Genomic DNA, 25,689 nt, shown 5'->3' with positions numbered 1-25,689 from the left:
TTAAAAAATATGCCGAGCTTTATGATGATCGCACCCTTAAGATCGGCTATCATTGCCGCTGATAATTTTCCGCCATAATAAATAGGACTCATTCATGTGGTTTAAAAACCTATACTTCTTTGCGTTTACTCGCCCTTTTAAGTGGACAGAAGAAGAGCTAGAGCAACATTTAGCAGAACATCCTTTTACACCTTGTAAATCTACTGAACAGTCTCATTTTGGTTGGGTTAATGCGTTAGGTAAACATGGTAATAGTCTAGTTCATTGCGCTTCAAACAACTTTTTATTATGTGCACGTAAAGAAGAAAAAATGCTGCCTGCGCCAGTGATCAAAGATATGGTCGATGCTAAATGTGCACAGCTAGAAGAAGAACAAGGCCGCAGCGCTACGAAGAAAGAGAAAGAGCAGTTTAAAGAAGACGTCACATTTGAATTATTGCCACGTGCGTTTTCTCGCTTCAACGACACCCACGGTTATATCAGTCCTGACCACAACATCATTGTTGTTAACTCAAGCAGTCGCGCCAAAGCAGAAGATTTTCTTGCCTTACTGCGTAAAGTATTAGGTACATTACCGGTCACAAGTTTTAACCCAGAACAAGCACCTGATGAAGTCATGACTGACTGGATCACAGAAAGCAATTTAGGCGAACAGTTCGCGTTAGGTATGGAAGCAGAATTTAACGCCGTAGGCGATGATGGCGCAGTAATTCGTGTGAAAAACCAAGATTTAACCAGTGATGAAATCAAAACTCACATTGATGCTGAAAAGTTTGCGGTAAAGGTCGCTCTAGAGTGGGATGATGCCATGTCATTTATTGTTTGTGATGACTTAGCATTGAAACGACTAAAATTCTTTGATGTACTTCAAGAGCAAAATGACGACATTGATAAAGATGACATTATCGCAAGATTAGACGCCGATTTTGCCTTAATGGCGGGTGAAATCAACCGATTAATTGTCGATTTGCTAGCTGAGTTCTCATTAAAAACCACTGACTATTTAGATGAAGACGACAAATAGTTCAGTTTCTATCTATCGTTGAGCCGAGTAATTGTTTGGCTCAATTAAAAAGCCCAATGTTATGCATTGGGCTTTTTAATAATTATTTATGTAGAAAAAGTTAAGACGCCCTCAATAACGCAATAGCCTTTCAATAATGTTTAGCGATATGACTAATCTTCAGCGTTAGTTGCCCCACGCAATGGATTAATACGGCCACCAGTAACTTTATCGGCCCTACCTTCTTCTTTTGCTTTTTCTGCTCTGCGTTTTCTAACTTCTTTGGGGTCGGCAATCAACGGACGATATATTTCAATCCTGTCCATATCTCGCAAAATATCACTAAGCTTCGCAGCTCTATTCCAAATCCCCACTTTATTGCTTTCTAAATCAATTTCAGGGAAAAGCTCAAGCATGCCTGACACTTTAATTGCCTGCTCTATTGTAAAGCCATCATCAACGCTTAGTGACATTAACTCTTGTTTGTGAGGTAAGCCATATACTAGCTCAATATGAATTTGCTCAGCCATTTTTCCCATACACCTCTTTTGCTCTTTGCGTAAACGCCTGTACCATATTATTAGCAATATGCGTGAATACTCGTCCAAAGGCTAAATCAAACATTTTGTTAGAAAACTCATAATCTAGATTTAACGTAACTTTACAAGCATCTTCTGATAACTCAATGAGATTCCAGCTACCAACTAACTTAGAAAAAGGACCGTCTACTAAATTCAAACGCACTTGTTTATTCTTAATCAAAGTATTTTCTGTAGTAAACCATTTATTAATGCCAGCTTTAGACACCAATAAACTTGCTTTCATTGACGTGTCATTTTGCTCTATGACTTTACTATCACTACAATCAGGCAAAAACTGCGGATAAGCTAATACATCATTAATTAGATTAAACATTTGCTCAGCGCTATGCATAACCAGCGCACTACGATTTACTGTTGGCATTCATCCCCCTAAATTTGCTCGCTATCATAGCAAATCACTTGTCAAAGCTCACCTTAGATATTTATTTTTAATAAATTTACTCAAGACGATTTAAAACCAAGTAATACAACGTATAATGAGCGCCGTTAAAGATGGAAAGACAATGGCAAAGAAAAAATCTAAAAGTTCAAATAGCAATACTATCGCGCAAAATAAAAAAGCACGTCACAACTATAACTTAACCGACAAATTTGAAGCCGGTATGAGTTTACAAGGTTGGGAAATTAAAAGTATACGCAACGGTAAAGTGAATATCTCAGACTGTTATGTCTTCATGAAAAACGGAGAAGCATACCTTACAGGCGCTGAGATCATGCCGCTTAATTCAGCATCAAGCCACGTGGTTTGCGATGCAACACGTGATCGAAAGCTATTGCTTAACCGTAGAGAATTAGACCGATTATCTGGCGCGGTTGACCGAGATGGATTTTCACTTATCGCAACAGCCATGTACTGGAAACAATGCTGGGTAAAACTAGAATTTTTCCTTGGTAAAGGTAAAAAAGATCACGATAAACGTGCAGACATTAAAGACAGAGAGTGGCAAGTAGATAAAGGTCGCTTGATGAAAAACAAGAATTTGAACAAAGATTGATAAAAATCGAGCAACTACTGTTCAATTTTTATCACGTTGTTTAAATGCTTAAAGCGCGATACAATGCGCTATGTAGGGTGAAAGCTTTACAGAAAAAACTTTGGGGCGGATTTAGGATTCGACGAGATTCACGAAACCCAAGGTGCATGCCCAGGGGCGGTTGGCCTGGTAAAAAGCCGCAAAACCATAATTGCAAACGACGAAACGTTCGCACTAGCAGCTTAATGCTAGCCATCGCCTCAAAGACTCGCCTATTGTCTTGAGAATCGATGGTCACCCCAAGTAGGCTAGCGAGGGAAGCATGCTCAAGGCTGAACCGCGAAATAGTATTGAGCTCACCATGACGAAGCCTGTCGATTGGCGTCTAATTGGTTAAATAATTAATCGACTAAGCATGTAGTACCGAAGATGTAGGTTTTTCGGACGGGGGTTCAACTCCCCCCCGCTCCACCACATTGAATACTGGCGAAAGTCAGGTAAATCAAGCCATAGCGCCTAGAAATAGGGACTGTGGCTTTTTTTATGTCTGATGCTTAGCTCCCGCCTACTTAATCAGATTCAACTCTCCATTTCAATGCTACTTAGCATGGCTGCATCTAGGCAGACTGTTGCTCGGCTTTACATTCAATACAAGGCCTACACATCAGGCTTTAAATGATCTCACACTCTAATTTATAAAAGTAGATTAAAAAACTTTCATGTAAGAGGACGATTTTCGTCCGATTCCTTTACACAAATGTAACAAGTTATTAATGAAGAGCTTAACAATCTTTTTAACTGATTGATTTAAAATAATTAAACTTAACTGGTTCAAAACTTGCTGATTTGTTGCTGTTAATTGTGCCTAATGTGTTTTAAACAAAATACTAGGTATGTTCAAAAATTATTAAGTAGTAAATAGAGAGTATGTAAAACAGTATAAAAATAATTATTAAGGAGATTAAATGTGAAAGGCTCTTTCATAAAAGGTGTTAAAACCAAATCGAAATTATTAAGTAAAGTCTATAACTCAACATTTCAAACCGTACTTATTCTACCTGTAATCATCTGGAATTCGGCATATGCCACAGATATTCCAGCCGTTGATGCTCAAATGCTTACCAGTAGCATTACTTCAAGCAAAACAACATCAAAAAATGATGTATATATCATTCGAATGAAAGATAATCCTATTGCTGCCTATGACGGAAGCATCAAAGGTCTAAAAGCAACTAAACCTAGCAAAAACAAAAAAATAGATCCTAAAAACAAACATGTTATTGCTTACGGAGATTATCTAACCAACAAACACGATAATTTATTAAAAGATATCGGCTCAAACAGCAAGCTCTACAGTTACAAATATTCATATAATGGCTTTTCCGCTCGACTAAGTTCAGCTCAAGTAGCAAAACTAAAAGCAAACCCTGATGTTTTAACTGTTGTAGCGGATGAAATGCTTAAACCAGACACTATCTCGACTACATCATTCCTTGGTTTAGATGCCACAGACGGAACTGGTTTATGGGAAAAGCTAGGTGGTAAAGATTACGCCGGTGAAGATGTAATTATTGGCATCATCGACTCAGGTGTTTGGCCTGAATCTGAAAGCTTTTCAGACAGAACCGGTACAAACAAAAACGGTAAAGGTGGAAAGTTAAGTTACCATCAAATTCCTGGTTGGCATGGTAAGTGTACGCCAGGAGAGGGATTCCCTGCCTCAGACTGTAATCAAAAGCTGATTGCTGCTCAGTGGTTTAACTCTGGCTTTGGCGGCGATATAGGTGTAAAAGCAGCCTTCCCTTATGAGTATGCCTCAGCTCGAGATGCAGACGGTCACGGCACACATACCATGAGCACTGCTGGAGGTAATAGTGATGTTGATGTTTCAATTAATGGATCTGATGTAGGTACTGCAAGCGGTATGGCACCACGTGCCAGAGTCGCTGCATATAAAGTATGTTGGGGACGAGGTGGTGAAGGTGGTTGTTTTGGCGCGGATAGCGTCGCAGCAATCGACCAAGCCGTTGCCGATGGTGTAGACGTCCTGAATTTTTCAATTAGTGGTTCTAGCACAAGCTTCACAGACCAAGTAGAAATTGCGTTTCTATTTGCAGCTGATGCAGGCGTGTTTGTTGCAGCTTCTGCTGGTAACAGTGGCCCAGGAGCGAGCACTGTTGCTCATAACAGTCCTTGGCTGACGACCGTTGCAGCAGGTACTCATGATAGAGGCTGGGAAGCTACCGTCACTACAACAGGTGATGGTGTAACATATTCAGGCGTATCTTTAGGTAGTGGCCTTGGTCAATCAGAGATGATTTATTCACTGAATGCCGTGGCAGCAGGTGCAGACTCTGAAGAAGCACGACTTTGTTACCCTGGTACTTTAGACGATACTGCTGTTGCAGGAAAAATCGTAGTGTGTGATCGCGGGACAATTGCTCGAGTAGATAAAAGCTTAGCCGTGTCAATGGCTGGCGGCTCAGGTATGGTTTTAGCTAATGTTGCTCCTTCTTCATTAAATGCTGATTTTCATTCTGTACCAAGTATCCACGTGGACGTTGCTACAGGTAATGCTATTAGAAATTATGCAATCAACTCTGGCGCCGACGGTGGTAGCTTGAGTGCTGGTACACCAATGACATTAGAAGGATCTTTTGTCGCTGGTTTTTCTTCGCGCGGCCCAGCACTGGCTGGCTCTGGTGATATTCTTAAACCAGATATCATGGCACCAGGCGTTGACATTATAGCAGCTGTATCACCTGACGGTTACGGTGGCGAAAACTTTGGCGCATTAAGCGGCACTTCTATGTCTAGCCCTCATATGGCTGGTTTAGCTGCTCTTATGAAACAAGCACACCCAGATTGGTCACCAGCAGCTATTAAGTCTGCATTTATGACCTCTGCAGTTCAAACGACCAACCAAGGTAATCCTATTCCGGACGGACCTTTTGGCTACGGCGCTGGTTTTGTTCAACCTAATAAAGCCATCAATCCAGGCTTAGTTTATGACGCAGGCTGGAATGATTGGATCGGATTTTTATGCGGTACCGGGTCAATTGATTGTGGAGGCTATGCCCCTGACCCAAGCAACATGAACTACCCGTCGATAGCTATTGGCGCTCTAGCAGGTAGCCAAACAGTGACTCGTACAGTAACTAATGTTTCTGATTCACATGGTACTTATACTCCAGTGATTGATGGTCTAGACGGTATTTCAGTAAGTATTAATCCTGCGGTAATTGCAATTGCTCCAGGAGAAAGTGTTTCTTATAGCGTGACATTTACCAATATTGATGCAGACGTTGATACATATTCAACTGGTGGTATCACTTGGGTAGATGGCGATCAACTCGTACGTAGTGCAGTAGTAGTATACCCCGTTCAGTTAGGTGCTCCAGCTGAAATTGTTGGCAGTGGTGCTGATGGCTCAACGAGTTTTGATGTCGCATTTGGCTATACGGGTAATTACAGTGTTGGAACGCATGGCTTAGTTGCTGCATCTACCCAAGCAGGTACGGTTGCTGATGACCCGAGCAATGATATCAATACAGCATTAGATACTTGTGACTTCGGCGGATTTCCATTCACTTGTGAAGGTATTACTTGGCATGCAGTATTTGCTGCTCCTGGCGCAGAATTAGTGAGAATATCATTATTTGATGATTACACAGACGGCGCTGACGATGCTGATTTATATGTTTGGGACTCAAGCTTTAGCTTCATGGGTTCTTCTGGCAATGGCACTAGTGCTGAACAAGTTGATATTGCCTCTCCTGCCGACACGCTTTATTTTGTAGCAGTTCATGGCTGGCAGACTGATGGCGCTGATGCTAACTACACTTTATTTAGTTGGGATCCATCTGTAGACGCTGGCAATATGACAGTGACAAGCCCCGCTGGTGCAGTTTTAGGAACGACAGGAACAGTGACTGTTGATTGGGCTGACTTAGGCGCTGAAAAGTACCTTGGTGTATTGAGTCATAGTGACGGTGGTTTACTTAAACAGACTGTTATTAATATTCAAAATGATTAGTAATAGCCACTGAGTTAGAAAAGCAATATTCTAATTTTGTTATTCTAATACTCTGATTTAAAGCACACCGCATAAACATGCGGTGTGCTTTTTTTTTACAAATTATGTATTACATATTGGCAACAAAAATTCGAAGCTTTGCCGGATAATGGTAAAATACATATTTGAATTAAGTTAACAGCCCAATGTTCAGCAAATGGCGTTGTTTTAGCAACTGTCCGTTCAGTACAAGAAACGAAGAGCATTTATCTACATCTTTCCTTGTTGGTGATATTGCATTTGTCTTACCGTAGAACGGGTAATAAAGAACCTTGTTGTCGTTCAACTTGCCCCAACACAGAAAAAGCATATTCAGTCAGTTTTTATTTATTCTCTCTTACTTAATAAAACAATGAGTATTCCTGTCAATATCGTTAATGACGCAACAATTGATTGTATTGTTATTGCTTCAGACAACAAGAAAACACCCGCAATAGTAGCTATTACTGGTACAGAAAGCTGAACTACCGACGCACTAGTATCTTGAAGTTTAGGTAACACCGTATACCAAATAGCGTAGCCGATAGCAGAGCCAAAAACGCCTGACAGTATCGCATAGACGCTACCTTTAATGTCTATCGAAAACTGACTTATCATCACTATGTTTAGTAACACAACCATTGGTAACGTGCGGGTGAAATTATCTGCTGTTACCCCCAAAGGATCGGTGCCTGCTTTTCCTTTTATTGAGTAAATTCCCCACGCACAACCAGCAAGCATCATCAGTACAGCCGATAGTATTGGCGGCGCTTTTATCCCTGGTAGCAATAATACTAATAGTCCTATCAAAGCGAACATGAAACCGAACCATTGCCACTTAGTCAGTTGTGCTCCATTTAAAAGGGCATGAACAAGTAAAAATAGTTGTACTGTGCTGAATAATATAAAAGCGCCGGTTCCCGTTGGAATATTCACATAGGCAAATGAAAAGGCGGCAGCGTAAATAAACAATGCGAATGCCGCTAACCAACTGCCGGTGCCTTTATTCTTAATTTTTCGACTAGCTTGTTGAACACTAACCAAAAGGAAAAGCGTCAATGCACCGCTAGCCAAACGGATTGAAGTAAAAGTCGCGGGATCAATTTCTGATTCACTTAGTGCGATTCGGCACAATACTGAATTAGCCGCAAACGCAAGCATCGCAAGACATGTAAAAGAAATAGTTTGCATTAGTCGGTAAGGTGACCCGTTTTAACCCAAATTAGGCATCCGTCATCTTTTGTAAACGGCGTATGCTCACTCAAGTGAGGGCTTCTTATCCATGTACCTTTAGGGTATGCACCATGTTCATCATAAAAGGTCCCTTCAAGTACAAAAATTTCCTCACCACTCCAATGTTTATGGCGGTTAAATTGTGTGTTTGGCGCCCAACGTACCAATGCAACGTGCTCTATTTGGTGCTCATGCAGCGGTAACACAGTCAGCCCGTCAACAATCCCTGGGAGAAATTTCTCTTTGGTTGTATCTATTGCCAATTGCTTGTCATCTTCAACATCAAACTGCTGAAGTTTTACTAAAATCGTCGCACCTTCTTTTCCAATGTTAGGTGTGTGAGCTGTGCCTATAGGGTTTCGAACATAGGTTCCTTTCGGATATTGACCATGCTCATCAGCAAAAACGCCTTCGACAACGATGAACTCTTCGCCGCCAGAATGAACGTGCGAGCTGAACTTACTGTTAGGGGCATAACGCACCAATGATGTAGCTTGAGCTACTTCGTCACCAATGCGGTCGAGCATCATGCGCTCTACACCAGGCATTGGGGAATCAACCCAGCTGTAATCATTTGGCTTAATTACGACACGCTGGGTAAAGTCAGCATTTACTTTTAGCGACATAACATTCTCAATAATTTGACATAGCTGGCTTAATCTATCATCTAAGGGCCCAATGACTGATGAAAATTATTCAATTATCAATCTGGTTTGGCGGTATGCTGGTCAATAAAATCTTGTAACTCACCACTTTCTTGCAATTTACTAATGTGCCGATCCAAAATTTCTTTTTCACGTACTAAACTCGAGCGCAAAATAATATTTAGTGGCACGATACTGACAGGGTGTTTCGAACGATAAAATTTGTCATCTTTGAAAAACGAAGAATTAATTAAGTTCAACGCGTTAAATTCGTTCATTATCGCAAAATCGCAACGATTTTTAGACAACATTCGTAACATGGATAAATGGCTTGAAGAGTCTACACGCATCAACATTCGGTCACGAAAATATGTTTTAAGTTTAGGGTAGGTATAGCCCTTTCTAGTACAAATATTTTTTGCACTAGTAGAGTTTTCTAATGAAAAATCTTTTTCAAATGCTGTATTTTTATAGAGAAAACTGCGGTGCTGGAACAAAGGCACTGTTGCGATCAATTTGTCGGGCTCTTTTAACCAGCGCTGGCTCAACATCATCAAGTCAGCTCCCCCTTGATACATAAATTCTTCGCTGCGCTTTCGACTGTTTGAGATATATTTAATATTTAACTGATTGGTTTCGACTAGTCCATTGAGAATATCAGGGATGATCCCCTGATAAATTTCTTTGTCGCGATCAAAGTATAAATACGGCAGAGAGCCTGGATGATTGACAATGAATAACAAAGGTTCATTCGCTTTAGCTAAAAAAACTAAGGCGGTGGGCATTAAAATTAAAAGGCTTATTAATTTCAAATGAACAACTCATATTATTTCAGAACGTTATTAATATTCAGTATAGTAAACCTAAGTTTTATGGGGCGAACTTAACGAATAAAATACTAAATTTTTGGTCAAAAAATAAGAAATTAACTTTCAATTTTCTATAGTTCTGTATACTTTTATTCATTTAAGGCGTTAAGCGTATTTTATATGTGTGGCAGATTAAATGTAACAAGCGACCCTTTGTCGCAACTAGTAAGCGATTACTTAGGTATTGAGTTTAACGCCATTGATAATGATGATTTAAGGCCGTCAGAGGCTGTTGCCACGATCATTAAGCCCCCATTAGGATTTGCACAAATCAATGCAAATTGGGGCATCAAGCCTGATTGGTCTAAGCAATTACTGATTAACGCTAAGGCAGAAACCATTACGGAAAAGCCAACCTTTAAAAGCGCTTTTAGTCACAGCCGCTGTTTAGTGCCTTGCTCAGGATGGTATGAATGGAAAACTGAAGAAAACAATAAAATAAAATATCAATTTACAGCTGAAGCCAAGCAACCACTGTATATGGGCGGCATATTATACCATCCAGAGTCACCACAATTAGTTACCTTAACGACAAGCCCAACGAAACTATGCGCTGAAATCCATCACAGAATGCCAGTTTTAGTTACCGCTACACAGATTGAACAATGGTTTGATGGCTCACAGCAAGAACTGGAGCCGCTGCTAACGTCTAACGAAAACTGCGAAATTACGATCAAGCGCATGGTGTAATTTACGGATCACTTTTTACCGTAGAGCAGCTTCATTAAGATTAATTGATCAAAGGGAGATTTACCGATGAGCTTTTTATCTTGTTGATACTTTTCCATGGCTTGCCATAAATCATCTATATTGTAGCCTTGCTGCTTTAGTGCCTCTTGTATTTGACTAATAACCTCAGGATAAAAATAGAGCGAAGAAGACGGGCCTTTGACCTCTACTTTCTCCGTGTTTTTCTTTATCGCATTTGAAGAGAAGTATTTTACTACCCGAGAAATAACGCCTCCTACGGTTGATTCAGGCGTTTGTTTGCATCCTTGCAACAGCAACAGCATAACCGTGTCGAGTCGCTGCCATGCTAATAAATCAAAGGTCTCTGATTCAAGCTCGTTATAGGCTGAAATATAACCTGAAACATACCCCGCATACTGCTGCAATACGGGTTCGTCTTTACTGGCAGCCACAATAAAGCTTTTACATTGCTGTACGCCAACGCCCTTGATGGCAAAAACACCGTCGGTGTCTTTTGCCAATGAACTTAACGAAATACTAGATAAAATGACAACAAGCAGAAATCTGTCTATCCGCATTCATAATCCTTAATTAAATTAACGGGCGGCTACTATACTTGCGCCACAGTATCAATAATCCAGCAAGCATTAACACTATAGCACTAGGCTCAGGAATTGTCGGAGGGTTAACGACAGTCGTTACATCAAAATCAAAGCTAACATCGGATAAAAATCCTGCTTTGTCTGTAACGCTAAATAATACGTTATGATTTCCACCACCAAACGCAGCAGTTAAGTCCGCCATAGAATATGAGAAAGCACCAGATGAAAATAAATCTGCAAAGAAGGCTGTAGCGTTGGTTGCTCCATTAATAAGCGCAGCAAAAGATAGGCTTTCAAATCCTGCAATTAGGGCATTCACTGCTAGGTCTGCATCGCCAGCATTAAAAGTAAAGTCAATGTCAGTTCCGTTTACCGTTGCAGAAGCATTTAATGTTGGGGTGGCATTGTCATAACTAACGTTAGTGGTATCAGAATCCGATTTCCCGGTCATTTCTTCAGTCCCATTTGCAGTCCACGTTGCTGTACTGGTGGTCATGGATAACCCCGATGCAGCAATACCGACTTGAATACTATCTCCAATGACAGTACCCGTTTCAGACCAAGTAAAACCAACGAAGTCTTCACCGTCTGAACGGGCTGCGCCTAGATCATTGCTTTGAGTAACCGAAGCAGTCGCGGTTTGTATCAGTGTCGCGGCGTTGTAAACAATATCAGGGCCGGCATCTACTACCAGTTCAACGGCTTCGTTTAAGACACTATTATTTGAACTGGTAGAGGCGACTTGCCCCCCAATACAATTTGCGTCCATACAGTTAAAAGCTTTCGCCTCCATAGATGTCGCGCTAGTATCTGTCGCAGTATTAAATAATTGAATGAAATTAAAGCCAGCCCCAGCAAAATCTCCTTCATACTCAAGACCAATAATATTGTTTTTGTCGCTAATGTCAGAGCCATTGGCAAAATTTAGCGTAGGTACAGGAGAATTATCGCCAAAATCAAAATGATTGCTTTGGTCTTGCTGATAAATAAACGGTGATCCTGCATCCAGCCCTTCCATAGGAACAAATATATCCAAACTGTTGCCCGCAGCAGATAAATCAATGGTGCTCATTGATTTATTTGTATCATTAAAGCCTAAATCTTTAACAGCAACATTATTCGTCACTGTTGAGGTGTCATCATAACTGAACTTAATGACGTATTTTTGCCCTACGCTCATTCCGGGGCCACCATTAGCAGTAGAATTAGGTGTATCGGCTACGGTATCCCACGTACCGACATAAATAACATCAATAATGGCTGCTGATGCGATATTGGTCAGCGATAATGCACACAGCATTAAGGCAACAAGACACCGATTGAGCCATTTGCTCAATCCTTTTATTGCCATTGGCAATGTATCTAACCATGAGAACATAATTTTCTCCTTTTTTTATCATCTCAATATATGCATCATCGGTTCATGTAATACCGTTAAATTGAACCTAAAAACACACTGATTATTTGCATGAACTGATCTGTTTAACCCAAGCTAATAAGACCATTCCATTTTTTCATAAAAACTAATTTCTTCGACAACCGAGAAACCGAGCTTTAAATATAGTTGTTTAGCGACATTGTCCGGCTCGACATGCAGACTAACGGTTTGTTGATGATGCTTGGCTTCGTCGAGCAAGTCGGTCATCAACTTACACCCAATGCCACGTCGCCTATGTGGTTGTAATAAGGCAATATCCATCACCCGTATATCCTTTGACGTTCGTTCAACATACAAACGTCCTATGTCTTCATCTTCAACCTTAATGATCAAAAACTCCGCCTTTGGGTAATGCTTTTTATAATGCTCATCCTGCGCATAAAATTGAAAACGTAAAAACTCCGCTTTCTCTGTATCATTCCAATGCCCTATTTTAAGCATTTCCTCCGAGCGAGAATCCGCATAAACCGACAACAAGAACGCCATGTCACTTTCATTCGACATTCGAAGTGATATCGCTCCTGCCAATGGGGCATTTAATTGCCCCACTTCAACCCGTAAAGGCTCGCTATTCATTGTGCGCACTCCATAAAACAACTTAACTCCTTGATGGATAAAGCCCCTGTAAAGCGATAATGAAATACATCCCTAAAAATGGCTGCATATTGTTGTGCGGCTGATTTCCGCCGGCATTTTCCAGAGTGCCTACGGCCATATTAGTAACATCAGTATCACTGGCATACATTGGTGCGGCTCCAATACCAACAGCAGCAGAGGGGGAAGTCGCACTTGCCGTTGGGAACGAATTCAAGGTATGACTGTGGGGCGGCAGTTGATTGGTAGTCAATGTAACATCGTTAGTACCAATTCTTTCGCCAAGACGCCTAGCAGTTAAACCGGGCCCTCGACCTGGGTGCATTGGTGCCCTGCCTTGCAAATTGGGTAATGCCGTAGTTGTCCTACCGTCACCACCATATGTTGTACCTATCAATGAAAATAACGCCGTATTTTGTGCCACAGGCAATAATTGCCCATCACAAAATGCCCAACTTCTTGGTGCAAAATTTCCGGCAAATATCCTGATTTCAGCTATAAAAGGTTCTGACATGTTGTTCTCCTCAATGCCTTGATGGATAAACGCCGAAAAGCGCGACAATAAAATGTACACAAAGCGTTGGCATGAGGTTTGTGTGTGGATTGCCTGTGCCTGTAGCAGCAACACTGTTGCCACTCATTGCTACTGCAGCGCCTGTACCGTATATATTTGCACCTGATGGTGTTGCTGTCGTGTTGCCAGCAGGGCTACCATCACCAGCTGCTGAAGTCGAGGCTAAAAAGCCATGACTATGTGCCCCCACGGTATTGCTGTCTAACGACACATTTTCCGACCCTGCTTTAGCGCCCAGTCTTCGTGTTGATAACCCTGGTCCACTCCCAGCATGAATAGGTATCCGACCTCGTAAATCCGGTAGGCCAAACGTGGTTCTACCATCACCGCCATATATGGTGCCAAATAAACTAAATAAGGCATCGTTTTGAGATACTGCCAATAGCTGCCCGTCACAAAAACTCCAACTTCGAGGAGCAAAGTTTCCAGCAAACATTCTAATTTCACCCACAAATGGTTCTGACATAATCATTTCCTCCTTGAGTTAGTTACGTGATGGGAACAAGCCCTGAAGAGCAATAACAAAGTTTAACGCGAGATACGGCTGCATATTATTGTGCCCTTGACCTCCAGTGGTTGATACCTGATTTCCTGTTAGTGCCGCTGTTTGCGTTAAGCTACCGTAAGGCGTTAATGGCCTCCTTCCGCCAGCTCCTACACCTAGTAAGTTCCCCGTTCCCGATGATGAACTTGCCGTAGCGGATGAAGCTCTTGCTTGATGTGTATGGGCAGGAATTTCGGATTCTTGTAAAATATGGTTTTCATCTCCTGAACGCTCACCTTGCGATATACCGTCACCTACGTGCATGGGCGTTCTTCCTCGCATATCCGGCAAAGCAAACGAAGTTCGCCCATCACCGCCATACGCTGTGCCAAGTAGAGAATAGAGTGATTGATTTTGATTGATAGGTAGTATTTGTCCGTCGCATAAAGCCCAACCTCTCGGTGAGAAGTTAAATCCGACGATCTTTACCTCTGCCAGAAACGGCTCAGACATGATATGACTCCTTTTTGTCATCTTGTTTAGAGCACATACTACTAGCCGACCCTAGCTCTAAATATATTCATAAAAGTGGCAGTTAAACCACTCAGTTGTATGCGTAAAACTTAAATCGCCATGATTGTGTTTATTGGCTCGAACAACGTTTCGTTAAACCAAAAGGATAATACCCTACAACAAAATATAGCCCTGGATTCTGGTTCTGCTAATTTTTAAGTAAACTAAACGATGCACGAAAGAACCGCCCATTCCTTTTTTTACTATACGAAGGCTCTAAATAAATAAGCATAGGTGTACTTGAAAAATCTTCAAGTACGTATATACCCGCTTCTAATGATGACTCTTCTCTGGTTTCCCAGCGCAGTGAAAACTGCTCCACAGCATCATCAGAGCTTTCTTCAAACACTTTTACCAGTTTAATTTCTGCGAGATAACCACCATTGCTGTCATACAGTGCGATCCATTTTTTCATTAAGTGCGAAAATTTGTCTTCCCCAGAGGAAATTTCACTGCCTGTTTCAGCAAGTACTTTGAGCGAAATTGAAGGGACTAATAAAGTAGCACCAAATAACGTGGCGGTGCCTAAAATAAATTGCCGACGTTGCAACATAGAATCTCCCGTAAGAAATAAGCCCTTAAGAATTGTTCAAATAATGCACAAAACACACCAATGAGTAATTATTAATAATTACATCCAATTAACAGTAGGTTAGCCTTGGCCATTGCGTCATTGCATATTTAGACTTCACCAGAACTGTAAATAATTCGGACATTTTTTGAGCTCTTTTAACTAGATACATGTCACGCTTTATGAGACCAGGTTAAGTTCCACCCCTGTGCTATCATATTTTCCGGCGTTGCCAGCATCCCGTTAATTGATGCACTTTTTTCAACATTCAGTGTCGGGTAAACCGGCCAATGCCATGTTTGCCAATGACATCCTTTGTATCCCGGATAATTATTAATACTGACGTTGTGAGTTAATTCACTTTCGAAATACCCCATGAACCCGTGCAAAGCTCCAGCAGTATGTACATGAAACTCAATGTCATGAGCCAACAATCTCGGCTTTTTATCTTTACTAAAATCAATGTTCTCAATTAACTGTGGAGTAGCAAGTTCAGTCGGCTGGTGGGACAAAATCCGCATTTGCGCCTCTTCTACGCAATCAAGCTTTGCTACACTTTTCAGGTCAATACCTTGAAAGTTTTCCCGCCAGATTCCTTGATACTCGTTTTGATATTGAACCGGCACAAGGTAGGTTTTGAGTGTACGAGGTAATATTGTCCCTGAAGGCTTTAAGTATCTTTCGGCAACAGCGTTGACGCACTCGGCAATATTTTCATCTGTGCCAAAATCCCCAATAAGCTCATTAATAATCACATCGACGGACTCTGTGAGGGTAATATTTCTAGCGTCACCTTCAATCACTGTGATCTGCTCTGACATGCCATTGTCAGCAATAATTTGCCGTGTAATTGGTATTATTTGTGGACGCACCTCAACAGCATAAACGTGAGAAGCCCCTGCTTGAACGGCCATGATGGCTAAAACACCTGTTCCTGTACCTAAATCAACAACGACATCGCCTTGCTCGACAACCTCATTGATCGCTCTTCGATAACATTGCATCCGATATTGATCAGACAGCATCTCTTGATATAAAAATGCAGGGTGATTTGTATGCGTGTATATTGATTTATTTGTCATGAGCTTCCTTAATTTTTATTATTCATTTTATACATTTATAAAAAATTGCTAACTTGCTAAAACCCTTGCTGTCAGTTACAAATAATAGTACGAAAAAACAAAAGGTATACGTCAATGTCAAAAATGGATTTAGTCGATTTAAGCGATATACAGATGACAGACTTTTCAAATATAGTGAATCAACCGTTTAGATGTTTAGCGCCCATAGAAGGTGAAATTGAGTTGACGGAAGTCGTTGCTCTCAATAAACAAGACGATAGTCGCGCAAAAAAAGCTCCTTTCATTTTGGTTTTTCATGCACCGCTAGAATTTCCAATCCAACAAGATACGTATCATCTATCACACCAAGAATTGGGCACAATGGCCATATTCTTGGTGCCTGTTGGGAAATCAGAAGAAAGCGTGATATTTGAGGCAACATTTACTTAAAGTTGTTAAGCGCAATAGCGTTTCATCAAACAAATAGACAACAATAATAAAATAGGCAGTACATGATCAGAGAAAACATTTTAATTACTGGTGCTAGTTCCGGTCTAGGCAAAGGTATGGCCATTGAGTTTGCCAAAAGAGGGAGAAACCTAGCTTTATGCGCTCGCCGTGAAGACAGACTGTTAGAGTTAAAACGGGAACTTGAATCAATAAATCCTAACATACGAGTGATTGTTAAAACGCTCGATGTGAATGAGCACGACCAAGTTTTCGAGGTCTTTAAAGCATTTAAAGAAGAACTTTCATCTATTGATAGAATAATCGTCAATGCAGGAATGGGCAAAGGGGCTTCAATTGGCACAGGATACTTTCACGCAAATAAACAAACAGCCATCACTAATTTTGTTTCAGCGATCGCTCAAGCAGAAGCGGCTATGGAAATATTTCGAGAACAAAATTCTGGTCACCTAGTCACTATATCATCGATTAGCGCTGTAAGAGGCTTCAGGCGTGCATTAACCGTTTATGCTGCAACAAAAGCAGCCATCACGTCGCTAACCGAAGGGATTAGAATTGACGTGATGAATACACCGATTAAAGTCAGCTGTATTCATCCTGGATTTATCCGCAGTGAGATCAATGAAAAGGTCGAAAAAGTACCGTTTATTGTTGATACAGAAACCGGCTGTAAAGCCCTTGTTAAAGCAATTGAGCAAGAAAAGGCGAATAGTTTTATTCCCGCTTGGCCGTGGGCTTGGTTACATTGGCTATTAAGAATTTCACCTACCAGTATGCTCAAGAAAATGAGCTGATCATATTCAACAAATATTCCTCAACTTTTTCACACACAGGCCGATGTATTGATAAGGCAAAAACAAAGGCGTGAAAAGTTGAGCAGAAAATGGATATAACTTCGTCCTCAGCATTAAATATTGGAAGCACACAACCCTCTTATAAAAAGAATGCTGAGTCGTTACCCCATATGCAATATGTAGACAAGCAGTTGTCTGATATTAAAACTCATGTCAAAGAAGATAAAGTCTCCATTTCGAGCCAGGCGTTGGCACTTTTTCAGCAAGAAAAATCTCAAAACACTAATACACAAAGTGTGGAAAGCTCGGTCAATGATCAAGCCATTGAAAACATCAAAAAGCAACTAGAAAAGCTTAAACAGGAATTAAATAATATACAGCACGATAACTCCGAAGATGCTAAGCGTGAACGTAGAATGCTACAAGGCCAAATAAACGCTCTTAATGCTTCAATGCTCGATCTCTTAGGTAAAAAACTCAACGGTATTTGATCAACTCATTATTGCTAATGCGACAAAAACATTTCTATTTGTTTGAGTATTTTTTAATGAGTTTGTCCGGCACTCCCTCTGCGTTTAATGCCTGTAATGCTGCACTAAATTGCTTAACAATAGTTGCATCAATCCCTTTGTTAAACGCCAAATAATTACCGTGCAAGCGAGTTATTTCTAGGGGCCAAATAGATTCAACTAAGTGCGGTTTATTTCCCGTATGGTAGGACAATGTCAGTGGGCTCGCGATAAATAAATCAACTTTTTCCGAGAAAAAATGCTCTACATCACCGTACTTTTTAGACATCAACAGTAGATTTTTTCCTTTGGTAAACCCTATTGCCATCAGTAGATCAACATAAACATCGTTTCTTGGTGCTGCGACTGTGTATTTTAATAAGTCTTTTGAGTCAGCGATTGTGATATCTTGCCTTGATTTTAAGCGATAAAAATAGCTTTCAGAGGCCACTAGAGGACCAACCCAATGAAACAGTGACTCCCGCTCAGCATACCTTGATGTGGAAAATATCCCCGCATTTACGTTTAACTGAGCTGCTTGTAACGCTCTACCCCATGGTAAAAATTCGTAACGACATTGAAGCTTGACGCGTTGGCACATCAGCTCTATTAACTCTAGGTTTATGCCTCTGTGTGTACCGTCCACAGTATAGTTATAAGGAGGGAACTGCTCCGTATAAAGCAGGATTTTGTTACCGTCTGCAGCGAAGCATCCTAGGTGAGCAACGCAGTAAAAGTAGATAAAATAGATTAATCGCATAACCACATGAACGATTGAAAATCGAAACGTTAAACCTTTATTTTGTTGTCACCTAATTATAGAAGAGAATCATTGTCTGCGCTTTTTTTGTATAGCTTAGCTATTCAGCTTATGTTGAAAACTTTTAACCTTTTACATTTCAAATAGATAGTAAAATTTGGAAATTTTACTATTGAACGAAGTGTAAATAAGAACTATTATCACTTCGTTTTGTAGTTAGTTGAGTTATTTACTATGTATGTGTGTATTTGCAAAGGCATCACAGATCACCAAATTAAACAGTTGGTTACTGAAGAAGGTGTAGGCTCTATGCGTGAACTTAAAAATCATGTAGCACTGGGCACCCAATGCGGCACTTGTGTAAAAGTAGCTCAAAACATCATTAACACCACTATCGTTGACGAAGCGCTATTCAAAGATGTTGGTTGATTCATTTCCATCATCAATAAATACGAATAAAAACAACTCTAATTACTATTTTTAAGTTCTTGTTACCGTTGCGGATTCTTGAATAACCTACATTCTTTTCTATACTTTAATCTCATCTTAGCCACACTAAATTAGAGAACCGTAATGAAAGGCAATACAGCAGTTGTATCCGCGCTCAATAACGCACTCCTATCCGAATTAACCTCCATTAATCATTATTTTCTACACGCCAGAATGTATAAAAACTGGGGCATTAATGAGCTCAATGAGAAGTGCTATGAAAAGTCAATTCTTGACATGAAACAAGCCGACAAATTAATTGAAAGAGTTTTGTTTTTAGAGGGTTTGCCTAATTTACAACAACTCTCTCCCCTTGTGATTGGTGAGAACACGCAAGAAATGTTGCAATGTGACACTAAGTTTCAGCACGGCCAAATCAAAGTAATGCGTGATGCTATTTCATTATGCGAACAACTACAAGACTATGTGAGCCGCGAGATCCTCGATGAAATTTTGGAAGGTGAAGAGGAATATTTAGATTGGCTTGAAGCCCAACAATATCAAATTGACCACATTGGTATAGCAAACTACATTCAGGCGCAATTATAGAGGACGCACTATGCAAGGTAATACACAGGTAATTTCAGCTCTTAACGGCTTATTAGGCTATGAATTAGCGGCTATGGATCAATACTTCATTCATTCACGCATGTATGAAGACTGGGGCATTAACAAATTATATGAACGAATAGATCACGAATTTGACGATGAAAAGCAACACGCTTCACTACTGATACAACGCATTTTGTTTTTAGAAGGTATTCCAGACATGCAATCTCGTTGTGGCTTAAACATAGGTAAAAATGTACCTGAGATGCTGCAAAGTGACTTAGATGTGGAATACGCTGTCGCCAAAGCACTTAAAAATGCAATCAAGCTATGTGAGCAAGAGAAAGATTTTGTCAGTCGCGAAATATTAGAAAAGCTGCTTGATGATACCGAAGTTGACCACGCATTTTGGCTTGAGCAGCAGCTAGGCTTAATTTCAACCATAGGGTTAGAGAACTACATACAGTCTCAGCTATGATGTTTTCATCTACATCATAAATAGATGAAAACATCTAAGATTTACAAAAATTTACTTTGCTTTACCTAACAGTCACATTACTATCGTCATGTTGTAATAATTAGCAGTAAAAAAACATGATCTTAAAACCTTTATTTCGTCATTTATCAATGGCGGCGCTTGCATTAACTAGTGCACTTTCTCAAGCAACAATCGTCGAGTTTCAAACCTCTCACGGTAATATTCAAGTCAACCTACATGATGAATCAACGCCTAAAACCGTTGAGAATTTTTTAACCTATGTAAATAACAGTGATTATGTAGACACTGTTATCCATCGGGTGGAGCCAAACTTTGTTGTTCAAGGCGGCGGCTTTAAATATGATGGTGATATCTCTCTAGATCCTATATCAACCCGTGGCAGTGTTGACAATGAGCCGCTATGGTCCAACGTCAAAGGTACTATTGCAATGGCTAAAGTATCTGGCAATGCTAATAGCGCGACCAGCCAATGGTTTTTTAACCTTGAAAACAACAGCGCCAATCTAGATTTACAAAATGGCGGTTTCACTGTTTTTGGTCAAGTCATTGGCGACGGTATGGATGTGCTTGAAGCCATTGAAGATGTGCCACTTTGTAACAGCACACCGATTGAGAATTACACCAGTGAGCAATGTAGCAATAACGACGTTCCTGCTTATGAAGATTTTGTGACAATCTACAATATTGTTGTCGTTGATAGCAGTACCAGTACTGATGGAGATTTGGATAAAACCCCAAATACTTTGATTAATCAACCAGATCCAGATGATGGTGGTAATGGTGGTAGCAGCAGTGGCGGTAGCTTCGCGTGGATGTCAGCGGTTATGTTGTTAGTGCTAGGCCGTCGTTTTACTAAAAAATAACGATTGTTTAACCGCATAAAATAAAAAGCTCAGTACCTGTTGATGGACTGAGCTTTTTTTATGATGTTTTATTACGATTTGAGCGAGGCGACTATTTGTCTAAAAAACGCCATAGTTTCTTGCTTTGAATTTAAGCTATCCTGAAATTGTTTATCTGCACTATTTTTCACAATAACTACATTTTCTTGTTGATTCACATAGATGTACTGACCATAAACCCCCACACAGAAAAACTCACCCTGCTGTGCCTGAGGCGGTAACCAAATTTGATAGCCGTAACCTAGTTTTCCTTCATCAGATTTCAAATAATCACTTGTCGCCGTAGTGGCTTCATTTAACCAATGTTCTGAAATTAACTGCTCTTCTTCCCAACGCCCCTTATTAACCAACAAGCGACCAAAGCGCGCGTAATCTCGCGTGGTAACATTTAACCCACCTAACGCAAATGCAACGCCTTGTGAGTCTGTGATCCAATTGGCGTCACTTTCCATACCTATTTTATGCCAAATTTCTTCCTGTAATAATGCCACTAGAGACTTCCCTGACACGCGTCTGACAATCATACCAATAACATGAGTATCCATACTGACATAGTGAAACTGCTGACCTGCTGGCTTCTCAGCGGCTAAGCCTGTGGTCATTTCATCAAGCGAACCACCAATAGCCAATACCCGTCCCATCTTATTAATGTCAGAATTAAAGTCCTGATAGTCTTCATTCCATTTCACACCAGAGGACATTTGTAGTACATGTTTTACTTTAACGTTCTCATAGCCTGAGCCTTTCATTTCTGGCAAATAGAAAGCGACATTATTTTCAATATCTATCCTGCCTGCATCAACCTGCATACCAAAAAGCACTGAGACAAAAGATTTAGCCATGGACCACGAGATTCGTTGATCGCTAGGTTTAGTTCCTAAATAATAATTTTCGAAACTGATCTTATCATCTTTAATCACGAATAATGCCGTGGTAGCACGACGCTCTAAAAACTCATCAACCGCCGTCGATTTATCTCTATAAGTAAACGATGTTGGTAACGGTTGCTTGTCCACTGCAAACTGATAGGCTTGCCCTTCTTTTCTGATCGTCTTGTTGATAAATGCTTTGTTCATATGAGAAAAATTATCAACAATAACTTCTTTGTCAAACAAGGTGATAACGCTATATAAGCGATTCGCTTTTTCCCAATTTATCGCAACCAAGACAATGGAGCATAAAATTAACGTTGTTAGAAAAATTTTTCCGTATTTTAGAAACCGTCCCATAGCGCTACTCATTTTATTATTAATTTTTATGTGAAGATGTCCTACAGTCGCTAAATTACGAGCTAAGTTCAAGTAATTACTTTCGTTAAAATGAGTTAAACAACGCCTAAAACGTACCTAGATACGCTAAATGTAGTGATATCCACTTTAATACTATTTTGTTTGTTCCCCTCATGCCCGGATAAATAACTCACAATTTAATATTAATACGATTTATACACTTACTAAAGTAATTTTGTTTTTAGCACTTATGTATAAGGCTTCGCAATTAGAATGGGATAAGTAATGAATGTGTCTCTGTACTTTTTAATTATTGGAATTGAACCAAGGGAAAACTAAGCACAAAAGAAAAACTGTACAGATATACAGTCATTAGCTTTTCAGTTATATTATGCCAAGCTTTCTTTCCAAGGTAGACATCATGCTAGATACAATTGAGTTAAACGCCGAGCAAACGGATGCGGTTAACTATGGCATCAACTTAGATCACTCCTCTACTGCTGCCCCCCTACTTGTTATTGCCGGTGCTGGTACTGGAAAAACTAATACCCTTGCCCATAAAACAGCAAAGCTGATCATAGATGGCGCAGCGCCTGAAAGAATACTTTTGATGACATTTGCTAGAAGAGCAGCAGCAGAGCTATCTTCTCGTGCCAATCGTATTGTTGAGCAACATTTAAGAGCAAAAAATGCAGTATATCAACCGATCAAAATTAATTGGATGGGCACCTTTCACTCTATTGCCGCTCGTTTATTGCGAGAACATGCAACCAGCATTGGCATAGAAAGTGATTTTACCATAATGGATAGAAATGACTCGGCCGATATGATTGATATGCTTAGGCATGAATTAGGGTTTAGCCAAACCCATAAACGCTTTCCAAAGAAAAAAACATGTCTTGATATCTATTCGCGTTGCGTTAACAGTCAAAGCAAGGTTGAAGATGTATTAGAAAACCACTTTCCCTACTGCAATGACTGGGCTAACGAGCTGACTACCCTGTTTGCGAACTATGCGAACGCAAAAAGCGAGCAGCTTTGTTTGGATTATGATGATCTTCTACTTTATTGCTATTACATGGCACAAGTCACTGAGATAGCCAATCAAGTGCGAGAGCAATTTGATTTTATATTAGTCGATGAATATCAAGACACCAATGTATTACAATCTGGCATACTCACCGGATTTTTCCCTACTGGGCGCGGGTTAACGGTAGTTGGTGATGACGCACAATCTATTTATGGATTTCGCTCGGCAACTGTGGATAATATTTTAGACTTTCCATCTCAATTCACGCCACCCGCCAAAATAATATCGCTTAAAAAAAATTATCGTTCACACCAACATATTTTAGATTTATCCAATGCATTGCTAAGTGAAGGGCATGAAGGCTACAAAATAGAGCTATACAGCGATAAAAAAACGGGCACAAAACCCAAATTAGTCACCGTAGAGGATGATGCGAAACAAGCTGAATATATAATTGAACAAATCCTGGCTGCGCGTGAACGTGGTATTGAATTAAAAAAACAAGCGGTTCTTTTTCGGTCGAGTTATCACAGCGATCGCTTAGAATTAGAGCTAACGCGTCGAAACATCCCTTATGTTAAACATGGTGGCTTAAAGTTTCTTGAGGCGGCTCATGTGAAAGATTTACTGTCAATTTTACGATGGGCTGATAATCCCAAACATAAAATATCAGCGTTTAGACTGTTAAAATTATTGCCCAGTATAGGCCCTAAAACAGCAGAAAAAATTATTCATCATCTGAGCATACATCAATATAACCTCCGCGCACTCGCTCAATATACTGTACCTGAATGTGCGAAAAAGCACTTTGACAATTTGGTCAATGCGCTCTTCTCAATTCATGACGATGCAGTGAAGTGGTCAGATCAAGTTAATCTCGTTGCGAATGTCTATAAAGGCCTAATGGAATTGAACTATGAAGATCATTTTGTCCGTTGGGGTGATATCGAACAACTGATCCAAATCTCCCAACAGTTTCCATCACGAGAGCGGTTTTTAACCGAGCTCACTTTAGATCCACCTCAGGCATCAGGCGATTTGGCCGGTTCTCCGTTGATTGATGATGACTTTCTCATCCTTTCAACGGTACACAGCGCCAAAGGACAGGAGTGGCAAAATGTGCATATTCTCAACGTTGCAGACGGTAATTTTCCTAACGAATATGCCGTAGGTGATAAGCGTAGTATTGAAGAAGAACGGCGCTTACTCAACGTCGCTATTACGCGCGCCAAAGATGAACTGCATTTGCTGCAACCGATGAAGTACTGGGTACCTGAGCAACAAAACTGGGGAGACAAGCATGTTTATGGCGGTAAAAGCCGATTTATCACCGATAAGCTCGCTAACTTGCTTACGCATACTTATTATCCCAAAAGGCACCATGAGGAAAAAGAGAAAGCGACAGCAAAAACAGCGTTAACCGATATTCGAAAAACAGTATTAGGGATGTGGAATGAAAGCGCTTAAAGCTAAATCAGCACACAAAACTATGCGTTAATTGCCACTATTTTTACTGGAACTACTTAATGCTTATGCTGTTGATTAATTCATTCTTCATCCATTGCTCCGCTTGGCCGTGCGCAATGTGTGGCCCTTCAAGCAGCACTAACTCATACAAGTAGTGTTCTGCAATATCGATCTCTAATACCGAAACAAATTTATCTGAAAAGTCTGGACTGTTCATCATTAAACTAGGTGAAATAAATAGGTAATCATTATTCGCTAAAAGCTCGGTCAACAAACTCAACTGGCTGCTTTTATATACGACGGTTGGCTTGAAATTAAGTACGCGATTAAATTTTTCGATCGGGTTTTCAAAACTCTTACTCTCAGTAGGACCTACTTGATAATCAACAAACTTGAAGCGCTCCAAGTCCTCTAATTTATTTTTCGAAATTGATTGCGCCAAAGGATGTGATTTTCTCGCATAAACGTGAGGTCGAATGGTCCCTAACGAAGTGTAATGGCATTGCCCACTTTGTGGTTTTACAATATGAACAGCAAAGTCATATCTGCCCTTTTCCAATGCACTGATGGGATCAGCGTCACTAGGTAAGTCAATCAAACAAACATGAGGGGCGACACACTCTAACCGAGCAAGTAGTGGCAGCCATATTGCATGACACAACACAGAAGGAACAGACACCGAAAATGTTTGCTCGCACATGGCAGGATTAAACTCTTGTGTGCTAAATAGATGCTCAATCTCAGCTAAAATTTTCGGTAAACGTTTTTCAACTTCTTTTGCTTTGGCTGTCGGTGCCATTCCATTTGGTGTCCGATAAAACAGCGGATCATCAAAAAGATCGCGTAGCCGTTGTAGCGTTTTACTCATCGCCGGCTGAGTCACAAACAAGGTCTGTGCGGCCTTGGTTATGCTGCCCTCTTTTAGTATTACACTTAACGCTACCAAAAGGTTCAAATCTATTCGTGCTAGCTTCTGTTCTAAATTATGCATAGCTTTGTCACCAACATTCCACTCAGTTATGAATAT

Annotated in this window: 28 protein-coding genes and 1 other RNA gene; 13 read left to right on the top strand and 16 right to left on the bottom strand. The window is 40.4% G+C overall.

Annotated features, from left to right (window positions below; all coding sequences use genetic code 11):
* Nucleotides 1–94: 94 nt before the first annotated feature.
* A complete protein-coding gene (gene rdgC, locus QUE03_RS05465) occupies nt 95–1,024 on the top strand; it encodes a recombination-associated protein RdgC (protein ID WP_286265916.1) in 930 nt (309 codons plus the stop codon).
* 152 nt (nt 1,025–1,176) lie between these two features.
* Here rdgC and QUE03_RS05460 read toward each other — a convergent pair whose 3' ends face one another.
* Nucleotides 1,177–1,533, bottom strand: a complete 357-nt coding sequence (locus QUE03_RS05460) for an RnfH family protein (protein ID WP_286265914.1) — start codon at nt 1,531–1,533, stop codon at nt 1,177–1,179.
* Nucleotides 1,526–1,966 (bottom strand): type II toxin-antitoxin system RatA family toxin, encoded by a 441-nt coding sequence (locus QUE03_RS05455; RefSeq protein WP_286265912.1) that lies wholly within the window; start codon nt 1,964–1,966, stop codon nt 1,526–1,528. Before QUE03_RS05455 ends, QUE03_RS05460 begins: the two co-directional genes overlap by 8 nt.
* A 142-nt stretch (nt 1,967–2,108) precedes the next feature.
* Here QUE03_RS05455 and smpB point away from each other — a divergent pair, with 142 nt between their 5' ends.
* From smpB to QUE03_RS05440, 3 genes are all read left to right on the top strand, one after another.
* Complete coding sequence (smpB, locus tag QUE03_RS05450) at nt 2,109–2,600, top strand: SsrA-binding protein SmpB (RefSeq protein WP_286265910.1); 492 nt, start codon at nt 2,109–2,111, stop codon at nt 2,598–2,600.
* Nucleotides 2,601–2,702: 102 nt separating this feature from the next.
* Nucleotides 2,703–3,053, top strand: a transfer-messenger RNA (tmRNA) gene (gene ssrA / locus QUE03_RS05445).
* A gap of 493 nt (nt 3,054–3,546) precedes the next feature.
* Nucleotides 3,547–6,615, top strand: coding sequence for a S8 family peptidase (locus tag QUE03_RS05440; RefSeq protein WP_286265908.1), 3,069 nt, complete (start codon nt 3,547–3,549; stop codon nt 6,613–6,615).
* Nucleotides 6,616–6,981: 366 nt separating this feature from the next.
* Here the strand turns inward: QUE03_RS05440 and QUE03_RS05435 are convergent, their stop codons facing one another.
* From QUE03_RS05435 to QUE03_RS05425, 3 genes are all read right to left on the bottom strand, one after another.
* A complete protein-coding gene (locus QUE03_RS05435; RefSeq protein ID WP_286265906.1) occupies nt 6,982–7,824 on the bottom strand; it encodes a DMT family transporter in 843 nt (280 codons plus the stop codon).
* The gene (locus tag QUE03_RS05430; protein ID WP_286265903.1) at nt 7,824–8,492 is read right to left on the bottom strand and encodes a cupin domain-containing protein; all 669 of its coding nucleotides are present in this window, start codon (nt 8,490–8,492) and stop codon (nt 7,824–7,826) included. The genes QUE03_RS05435 and QUE03_RS05430 overlap by 1 nt, the downstream gene beginning before the upstream one ends.
* 77 nt (nt 8,493–8,569) lie before the next feature.
* Nucleotides 8,570–9,295, bottom strand: a complete 726-nt coding sequence (locus tag QUE03_RS05425) for a substrate-binding periplasmic protein (protein WP_286265901.1) — start codon at nt 9,293–9,295, stop codon at nt 8,570–8,572.
* Between the two features lie 204 nt (nt 9,296–9,499).
* Between QUE03_RS05425 and QUE03_RS05420 the strand changes: the two genes are divergently transcribed.
* A complete protein-coding gene (locus tag QUE03_RS05420; protein WP_350227405.1) occupies nt 9,500–10,069 on the top strand; it encodes an SOS response-associated peptidase in 570 nt (189 codons plus the stop codon).
* 8 nt (nt 10,070–10,077) lie between these two features.
* Here the strand turns inward: QUE03_RS05420 and QUE03_RS05415 are convergent, their stop codons facing one another.
* The 8 genes from QUE03_RS05415 to QUE03_RS05380 form a co-directional block, all read right to left on the bottom strand.
* Entirely contained in the window at nt 10,078–10,647 is a 570-nt protein-coding gene (locus QUE03_RS05415) for a hypothetical protein (protein WP_286265897.1), read from the bottom strand.
* Nucleotides 10,648–10,660: 13 nt separating this feature from the next.
* Nucleotides 10,661–12,049 (bottom strand): hypothetical protein, encoded by a 1,389-nt coding sequence (locus QUE03_RS05410; protein WP_286265895.1) that lies wholly within the window; start codon nt 12,047–12,049, stop codon nt 10,661–10,663.
* A gap of 114 nt (nt 12,050–12,163) precedes the next feature.
* Nucleotides 12,164–12,685 (bottom strand): GNAT family N-acetyltransferase, encoded by a 522-nt coding sequence (locus tag QUE03_RS05405; RefSeq protein WP_286265893.1) that lies wholly within the window; start codon nt 12,683–12,685, stop codon nt 12,164–12,166.
* A gap of 22 nt (nt 12,686–12,707) precedes the next feature.
* On the bottom strand, nt 12,708–13,217 hold the full coding sequence (locus QUE03_RS05400; protein ID WP_286265891.1) for a phage tail protein: 510 nt from the start codon (nt 13,215–13,217) through the stop codon (nt 12,708–12,710).
* A gap of 10 nt (nt 13,218–13,227) precedes the next feature.
* Entirely contained in the window at nt 13,228–13,743 is a 516-nt protein-coding gene (locus QUE03_RS05395; RefSeq protein ID WP_286265888.1) for a phage tail protein, read from the bottom strand.
* Between the two features lie 18 nt (nt 13,744–13,761).
* A complete protein-coding gene (locus tag QUE03_RS05390; protein WP_286265885.1) occupies nt 13,762–14,274 on the bottom strand; it encodes a phage tail protein in 513 nt (170 codons plus the stop codon).
* 208 nt (nt 14,275–14,482) lie between these two features.
* The gene (locus QUE03_RS05385; RefSeq protein ID WP_286265883.1) at nt 14,483–14,887 is read right to left on the bottom strand and encodes a hypothetical protein; all 405 of its coding nucleotides are present in this window, start codon (nt 14,885–14,887) and stop codon (nt 14,483–14,485) included.
* A gap of 191 nt (nt 14,888–15,078) precedes the next feature.
* Nucleotides 15,079–15,987 carry a 50S ribosomal protein L11 methyltransferase gene (locus QUE03_RS05380; protein ID WP_286265881.1) on the bottom strand — a complete coding sequence of 303 codons (909 nt, stop codon included), beginning with the start codon at nt 15,985–15,987 and terminating at the stop codon, nt 15,079–15,081.
* A 114-nt stretch (nt 15,988–16,101) separates the two neighbouring features.
* Here QUE03_RS05380 and QUE03_RS05375 point away from each other — a divergent pair, with 114 nt between their 5' ends.
* The 3 genes from QUE03_RS05375 to QUE03_RS05365 all read left to right on the top strand — a co-directional run bounded on the left by QUE03_RS05375 (nt 16,102) and on the right by QUE03_RS05365 (nt 17,719).
* The gene (locus QUE03_RS05375) at nt 16,102–16,416 is read left to right on the top strand and encodes a DUF6916 family protein (RefSeq protein ID WP_286265879.1); all 315 of its coding nucleotides are present in this window, start codon (nt 16,102–16,104) and stop codon (nt 16,414–16,416) included.
* Between the two features lie 62 nt (nt 16,417–16,478).
* Nucleotides 16,479–17,228, top strand: coding sequence for an SDR family oxidoreductase (locus QUE03_RS05370; protein ID WP_286265877.1), 750 nt, complete (start codon nt 16,479–16,481; stop codon nt 17,226–17,228).
* Nucleotides 17,229–17,317: 89 nt separating this feature from the next.
* The gene (locus tag QUE03_RS05365) at nt 17,318–17,719 is read left to right on the top strand and encodes a hypothetical protein (RefSeq protein ID WP_286265874.1); all 402 of its coding nucleotides are present in this window, start codon (nt 17,318–17,320) and stop codon (nt 17,717–17,719) included.
* A 34-nt stretch (nt 17,720–17,753) separates the two neighbouring features.
* Here QUE03_RS05365 and QUE03_RS05360 read toward each other — a convergent pair whose 3' ends face one another.
* Nucleotides 17,754–18,497, bottom strand: a complete 744-nt coding sequence (locus QUE03_RS05360) for a substrate-binding periplasmic protein (protein ID WP_286265872.1) — start codon at nt 18,495–18,497, stop codon at nt 17,754–17,756.
* 234 nt (nt 18,498–18,731) lie between these two features.
* Between QUE03_RS05360 and QUE03_RS05355 the strand changes: the two genes are divergently transcribed.
* The 4 genes from QUE03_RS05355 to QUE03_RS05340 all read left to right on the top strand — a co-directional run bounded on the left by QUE03_RS05355 (nt 18,732) and on the right by QUE03_RS05340 (nt 20,897).
* A complete protein-coding gene (locus QUE03_RS05355) occupies nt 18,732–18,926 on the top strand; it encodes a (2Fe-2S)-binding protein (RefSeq protein WP_286265869.1) in 195 nt (64 codons plus the stop codon).
* 144 nt (nt 18,927–19,070) lie between these two features.
* On the top strand, nt 19,071–19,535 hold the full coding sequence (gene bfr / locus QUE03_RS05350) for a bacterioferritin (protein WP_286265868.1): 465 nt from the start codon (nt 19,071–19,073) through the stop codon (nt 19,533–19,535).
* A 10-nt stretch (nt 19,536–19,545) separates the two neighbouring features.
* Nucleotides 19,546–20,013 carry a bacterioferritin gene (bfr, locus tag QUE03_RS05345; protein ID WP_286265866.1) on the top strand — a complete coding sequence of 156 codons (468 nt, stop codon included), beginning with the start codon at nt 19,546–19,548 and terminating at the stop codon, nt 20,011–20,013.
* Between the two features lie 116 nt (nt 20,014–20,129).
* Nucleotides 20,130–20,897: a peptidylprolyl isomerase gene (locus QUE03_RS05340; protein ID WP_286265864.1), complete on the top strand. Its 768-nt coding sequence runs from the start codon at nt 20,130–20,132 to the stop codon at nt 20,895–20,897.
* A gap of 71 nt (nt 20,898–20,968) precedes the next feature.
* Here QUE03_RS05340 and QUE03_RS05335 read toward each other — a convergent pair whose 3' ends face one another.
* A complete protein-coding gene (locus QUE03_RS05335) occupies nt 20,969–22,165 on the bottom strand; it encodes a serine hydrolase domain-containing protein (RefSeq protein ID WP_286265862.1) in 1,197 nt (398 codons plus the stop codon).
* A 421-nt stretch (nt 22,166–22,586) separates the two neighbouring features.
* Between QUE03_RS05335 and QUE03_RS05330 the strand changes: the two genes are divergently transcribed.
* Nucleotides 22,587–24,662: an ATP-dependent helicase gene (locus QUE03_RS05330; RefSeq protein ID WP_286265859.1), complete on the top strand. Its 2,076-nt coding sequence runs from the start codon at nt 22,587–22,589 to the stop codon at nt 24,660–24,662.
* Between the two features lie 52 nt (nt 24,663–24,714).
* Here the strand turns inward: QUE03_RS05330 and QUE03_RS05325 are convergent, their stop codons facing one another.
* Nucleotides 24,715–25,653, bottom strand: coding sequence for a LysR family transcriptional regulator (locus QUE03_RS05325; RefSeq protein ID WP_286265858.1), 939 nt, complete (start codon nt 25,651–25,653; stop codon nt 24,715–24,717).
* Between the last annotated feature and the right edge of the window lie 36 nt (nt 25,654–25,689).

It is taken from the genome of Thalassotalea atypica, assembly GCF_030295975.1.
Lineage (GTDB): Bacteria > Pseudomonadota > Gammaproteobacteria > Enterobacterales > Alteromonadaceae > Thalassotalea_F > Thalassotalea_F atypica.
This window is presented reverse-complemented; position numbering and strand designations above follow the sequence as displayed.